The organism is Dietzia sp. DQ11-38-2 (genome assembly GCF_014145055.1).
Lineage (GTDB): Bacteria > Actinomycetota > Actinomycetes > Mycobacteriales > Mycobacteriaceae > Dietzia.
In genome coordinates, this window is sequence record NZ_JAALDW010000522.1 from 1 (window position 1) to 5,489 (window position 5,489).

At 68.8% G+C, this 5,489-nt stretch carries 5 protein-coding genes and 1 pseudogene; 2 read left to right on the forward strand and 4 right to left on the reverse strand.

The window, feature by feature from the left end; all coding sequences use genetic code 11:
• The 3 genes from G6026_RS16280 to G6026_RS16290 form a co-directional block, all read right to left on the reverse strand.
• Positions 1-375 (reverse strand): hypothetical protein (locus tag G6026_RS16280; RefSeq protein WP_182613775.1); only part of this gene is annotated, 375 nt, incomplete at its 3' end.
• A 104-nt stretch (positions 376-479) separates the two neighbouring features.
• The gene (locus tag G6026_RS16285) at positions 480-1,772 is read right to left on the reverse strand and encodes an acetyl-CoA hydrolase/transferase family protein (protein WP_182613776.1); all 1,293 of its coding nucleotides are present in this window, start codon (positions 1,770-1,772) and stop codon (positions 480-482) included.
• A 55-nt stretch (positions 1,773-1,827) separates the two neighbouring features.
• A complete protein-coding gene (locus G6026_RS16290; protein WP_182613777.1) occupies positions 1,828-2,814 on the reverse strand; it encodes an LLM class F420-dependent oxidoreductase in 987 nt (328 codons plus the stop codon).
• Between the two features lie 130 nt (positions 2,815-2,944).
• Between G6026_RS16290 and G6026_RS16295 the strand changes: the two genes are divergently transcribed.
• Both G6026_RS16295 and G6026_RS16300 read left to right on the forward strand, forming a co-directional pair.
• Positions 2,945-3,511 (forward strand): protein-L-isoaspartate O-methyltransferase, encoded by a 567-nt coding sequence (locus tag G6026_RS16295; protein ID WP_182613778.1) that lies wholly within the window; start codon positions 2,945-2,947, stop codon positions 3,509-3,511.
• Between the two features lie 65 nt (positions 3,512-3,576).
• Complete coding sequence (locus G6026_RS16300) at positions 3,577-5,274, forward strand: fumarate hydratase (protein ID WP_107756771.1); 1,698 nt, start codon at positions 3,577-3,579, stop codon at positions 5,272-5,274.
• 34 nt (positions 5,275-5,308) lie between these two features.
• On the opposite strand, the pseudogene G6026_RS16305 reads toward G6026_RS16300, so the two are convergent.
• Positions 5,309-5,489: pseudogene (locus G6026_RS16305) on the reverse strand (hypothetical protein); the annotation flags it as partial.

Sequence of the window (5,489 nt, forward strand, 5' to 3'; positions counted from 1 at the left end):
GTCCGGGCCGGCGTCACGGCCCGGCGCGTCGGCGCGGTGCTTGGGGTCGAGCTTGTCGGCGTGCTCCTCCATGCGCCGCACGTCCTGACGCTGCTCGTCGAGCACGGAACGATGCTGCTCGGCCTCCGCGCGAAGCCGGTCCGCCTCCGCGGCCTTGGCCTGGGCCTCCTGCTCCGCCGCGCCCGCGCGATGCTCCTGTTCACGGGCGACGGAGTGTTGGCGTTCGAGCTGCTGCTCCCGCTCGCGCGCGTCCTTCCGCAGTTCTGCAGCCTCACCCAGCTTCTTGCGACTGCTGTTCTTCGTGGCCACCGCGATGAGCGCGATGACCACGACCAACGCGACCACCCCGATGACGATCCAGATGATGGGGTCCATAACAGCCTCCGATTCCAGGGGTCACATTCCACCGGGAACGTAACCCCCCTCCCGAACGCCTGCCACCGGTGGGCGCGCGGGGCGCCGGAGTTGCGGGGCCCCGGTCAGTGCAGAGTCCGCGGCATCAAGCCGACCTCTCGGGCCTCCCGACTCAGACGGTCGCGGTGATCCGGGTGGGCGATCGCGATCAACGCGGCCGCCCGGGCGGACACCGACCGGCCCCTCAGCGTGGCGATCCCGTACTCGGTGACCACGCTGTCGATGATGTTCTTGTGGGTCGTCACCGGGCTGCCGGGGGTAAGCGAGAGGGTGATGCGGCTGATCCCCCGGGACGTCTGGGACGGGGTGACGATGAACCCGTGGCCACCGGGCGAGAACCTGCAGCCCCTGGCGAAGTCCGCCTGCCCACCGGCGCCGGACCAGTACCGACCCCCGATGGTCTCCGACGCCGCCTGTCCGTAGAGGTCGACCTCGCTCGTGGCGTTGATCGAGTGGAGGTTGTGCTCCAGGCCGATCACACGCGGGTCGTTGACGATGTCCACCGGCAGCATGGCGACCGAGGGGTTGTTGTGCAGCCAGTCCATGAGCTTCTGTGACCCCACCGCGAAGGTGGTGACGTGTTTGAACGGCCTACCGGTCTTCCGCGAACCGTCGATGACGCCGGCGTCCACGAGGTCCATCACCCCGTCCGACAGAGCCTCGGTGTGGATGCCCAGGTTCTCGTGCCCCGTGAGACGGGACAGCACGGCGTTGGGGAGCTTGCCGACGCCGAGCTGCAGGCAGGCCCCGTCGGGGACCCGCTCGGCGATGACGTCGGCGATCGCGTGCTCGATCTCACCGGGCACCGGCGGGTCGACGGTGATCATCGGCGCGTCGTTCCGGGTCACCCCCACGACCTGGGAGATGTGGATGTGATTCCGGCCGAATGTCCGCGGCATCCTGGCGTTGACCTCCACGAAGAACGGCACCTGCCCGATGAAGGACGCCACGTAGTCGGCGTTGGTGCCCATGGAGAAGAACCCGTGTTCGTCGATCTCGGACACCGTGGTGATCGCGAGCCCGGGCGGGCTGAACTCACGCAGGGTCGCGGGGACCTGGGCGAAGTCGACCGGGACGAGGTCACACGTGCCCTCGTGGAAGTTCTTCCGTGACCCCGGGCCGAGGAAGTAGTCCACATGCCGGAGCCTGCCGGGGTACGCACCCTCCATGAACGGAAGTGACTCCCAGGGATCCATGTGGTGGACGGTGACGTTCTCGAGTCTCTCCGCACCCGCGTCGAGGGCGCGCAGCAGGGCCGGGGGCGCCGCGTTCTGGATCGGCGAGATGATGTGCATCCCCGGCGTGACGTGCTCGAGGACCGCCTCGGGCGGCAGTTCCTCGTAGTGGATGTCCTTCATCGCGGGTCACACTCCGGTCATCGGGGATGGTGTGGGCGTCCGCCCGGGCGGCGGGTCACGCCAGGGCGGGGATGACCTCTCGTTCGAACAGCGCGAGGCCAGAGGTGTCGGTGGCGATCTCGGGGAAGTAGAAGACGCCGTAGGTCATCCCCAGACTTTCGAGTCCGCGCAGCTTGTCCACGATCTGCTCGGGCGTGCCCACCGCGGGCAGACCGCGGTACGCGCCGAGCTGCCGCTCCGCCTCGTCCTGCCCGACGTGGCGGGCCATCCGGTCGCGGAGGAACGCGAGTCTGTCGGCGACGTCCCTCTCCGTCTCCCCCACCGCGACGTTGTAGTTCGCGGTGCGCGTGATCTCGGACGGGTCCCGCCCCAGGTCGGCGCAGTGCCGCGCCAGGACCTGTGATTTGTGGGCGAACCCCTCGGGGCTGCCGTCGAAGTTGGTGTAGTCGGCGTGGCGGGCGGCGATCCGGAGCGTCTTGCGCTCGCCGCCGCCGGCGATCCACGTCGGGATGCCGCCCTCCTGCAGTGGCCGGGGTTGCACGATGGCACCGTCGATCCGGAAATGGTCTCCCTCGAGCGAGACGATGCCGTCGGCCCAGGCGTCGCGCATGATGCGCACTCCCTCGTCGAGCATCGCGATTCGCTCGCCCGCGGAGGGGAAGCCGTAGCCGTATGCCCGCCACTCGTGCTCGTACCACCCGGCGCCGATCCCCATCTCGACCCGACCGCCGGATATGTGGTCGACGGTCGAGGCCATCTTGGCCAGCAGCGCGGGGTTGCGGTACCCCAGACAGGTGCACATCTGACCGAGCCGGACCCGGGTGGTCGCCGCGCCCAGCGCGGACATCAGGGTCCAGGCCTCATGGGTGGCCTCACCGGTGGTGAGCGGCGCGGTGTGCATGTGGTCGTACACCCACACCGACTCCCACGGGCCCGCGTCCGCCCGGGAGGCGAGGTCGGTGATGACCGGCCAGTGCCGGGCGGGAGGCACGTCGACCAGGTCGAGTCGCCAGCCCTGGGGCAGGAAGAGTCCGAAGCGCATGCCACGACACTAGTGCCGCTTTCAGGACGCGGAGAGCCGTTCACCCACGCCCGGGGCCTCGGTGTCGTCGTCGTCACGACCCGGCAGAGGTCTACCCTCGAACCCACACCCCCGGTGAAGGGAGGCCGCCATGCCCACCTCGGAGATCCGCCGGGCGATGCGCGCCCAGGACCGGCGCCGGTTCCTCCCACCGGAGGTCGCGGGCGACCACCAACGCGACGCGCCGCTGCCCATCGGCTTCGGGCAGACCAACTCTCAGCCCTCCACCGTGGCGACCATGCTGGCCCTTCTCGAACCCTTCCCCGGGATGAGGGCCCTCGACGTCGGTTCCGGCAGCGGTTGGACCTCGGCGATACTCGGAGAACTCGGGGGCCCGGGGTCTGCCGTGTTCGCGGTCGAGCTGGTTCCTGAGCTGGTCGAGCGCTCGCGGGCGGCGATCCCCCAGCCCTGGGTGTCGGTTCACCAGGCGCGGCCCGGCGTCCTGGGATTGCCGGAGCACGGCCTGTTCGACCGGATCCTCGTCTCCGCCATGGGCGACGCCCTCCCGCAGGAACTGGTGGATCAGCTCGCCGACGGCGGCGTGATGGTCGCACCCTGGGGGGACGTCATGCACCGGGTACGACGCAATCAAGGGGACCTCGAGGTCACCGACCACGGCGGATACCGCTTCGTCCCCCTGCGGGACACCCGATTCTGACCTGCGCGATCGGGCGATTACCCTGGACCCGAGTGTTAGCCGCGTCTCAGGAATCAGGAGCGTCAATGCCCGAGTTCGTCTATGAGGACCTCCTCCCGGTCGGTGCGGACACCACCGAGTACCGCCTCCTGACCACCGAGGGCGTATCCACGGTCGAGGGTCCGGACGGCACGACGTTCCTGCGCGTGGAGCCCGAGGCGATCCGGTTGCTCACCGAGACGGCCATGCACGACATCTCGCACTACCTGCGCCCCGATCACCTCGCCCAGGTCGCCAAGATCCTCGACGACCCCGAGGCCAGTGACAACGACAAGTTCGTCGCTCTGGATCTGCTCAAGAACGCCAACATCGCCGCCGGCGGGGTACTGCCGATGTGCCAGGACACCGGCACCGCGATCGTCAAGGGCGAGCGCGGTCAGCACGTGTTGACCCCGGGCCCGGATGAACAGGCGGTCGCTCGCGGCGTCTACGACGCGTTCACCCGTCTCAACCTGCGCTACTCGCAGAACGCCCCCCTCACCATGTGGGACGAGAAGAACACCGGGAGCAACCTCCCGGCCCAGATCGAGATCGGCGCGGACACCACTCCCGGCCACGAGAACAGCTACAAGTTCCTGTTCATGGCCAAGGGCGGCGGCTCGGCCAACAAGTCCTTCCTGTACCAGGAGACCAAGGCGATCCTCAATCCCGAGCGGATGATGCAGTTCATCGAGGAGAAGATCCGCTCCATCGGCACCGCGGCCTGCCCGCCCTACCACCTCGCCATCGTGGTGGGCGGGACCTCGGCCGAGTTCGCGGTCAAGACCGCCAAGCTCGCCTCGGCCCACTACCTGGACGAACTCCCCAGGGAAGGGGCCATGTCGGGCCGGGGGTTCCGCGACGTGGAGCTGGAGGAGAAGGTCTTCGAACTGACCCAGCAGATCGGGATCGGAGCGCAGTTCGGTGGCAAGTACTTCTGCCACGACGTGCGCGTGGTGCGGCTCCCGCGCCACGGGGCCTCGCTCCCGGTGGCGATCGCCGTCTCCTGCAGCGCCGATCGCCAGGCCAAGGCCAAGATCACGCCGGAAGGCGTGTTCCTCGAGAAGCTCGAGTTCGACCCCGGCCGGTTCCTGCCCGCGACCACCGATGCGGAGCTGGACGCCGCGACACACGGCGTGTCCGGTACCGGCAAGGGCGCCGCGGTGAAGATCGACCTCAACAAGCCCATGCCAGAGATCCTCGCCGAGCTCAGCAAGCACCCCGTCAAGACCCGGTTGTCGCTGACCGGTCCCCTGGTCGTCGCCCGCGATATCGCCCACTCCAAGATCAAGGAGCGGCTCGACGCCGGCGAGGAGATGCCCCAGTACCTCAAGGACCACCCGGTCTACTACGCAGGCCCTGCCAAGACCCCGGAGGGCATGCCGTCGGGGTCGTTCGGTCCCACCACGGCCGGCCGCATGGACTCCTACGTCGAGCAGTTCCAGGCGGCGGGCGGATCCATGGTCATGCTCGCCAAGGGGAACCGGTCGAAGCAGGTCACCGAGGCCTGCGCGACCCACGGTGGGTTCTACCTGGGATCGATCGGCGGCCCCGCCGCCCGCCTTGCGCAGGACTGCATCAAGCACGTCGAGGTGATCGAGTACGAGGAGCTCGGCATGGAGGCGGTGTGGAAGATCGACGTGGAGGACTTCCCGGCGTTCATCGTGGTCGACGACAAGGGCGAGGACTTCTTCGCCCACACCGGCGAGGTCACGCTGACGATCGGTAAACGCCCCGGGCTCTGAGCCGCGTATGCGGGCCTTCGCCGCGGCGACCTCGTCAGGCTCCCCGGGCCGCTCTCTCCAGAGCCGCCACGTCGAGTCTGACCATGTCCATCATCACCGTGAAGGCCCGTGCGGCGGCGGCCCGGTCCCCCGACCGCCACAGGTCGTACAGCGAGTGGGGTGCGACCTGCCATCGCACGCCGTAACGATCGATTAGCCCCGGTGATTCACGGGCC

What these genes read in the sequence shown, in the direction of transcription:
- G6026_RS16300 (WP_107756771.1), top strand. Translation starts at nt 3,577, where the DNA reads ATGCCCGAGTTCGTCTATGAGGACCTCCTCCCGGTCGGTGCGGACACC.
- G6026_RS16285 (WP_182613776.1), bottom strand. Translation starts at nt 1,772, where the DNA reads ATGAAGGACATCCACTACGAGGAACTGCCGCCCGAGGCGGTCCTCGAG.
- G6026_RS16290 (WP_182613777.1), bottom strand. Translation starts at nt 2,814, where the DNA reads ATGCGCTTCGGACTCTTCCTGCCCCAGGGCTGGCGACTCGACCTGGTC.
- G6026_RS16295 (WP_182613778.1), top strand. Translation starts at nt 2,945, where the DNA reads ATGCCCACCTCGGAGATCCGCCGGGCGATGCGCGCCCAGGACCGGCGC.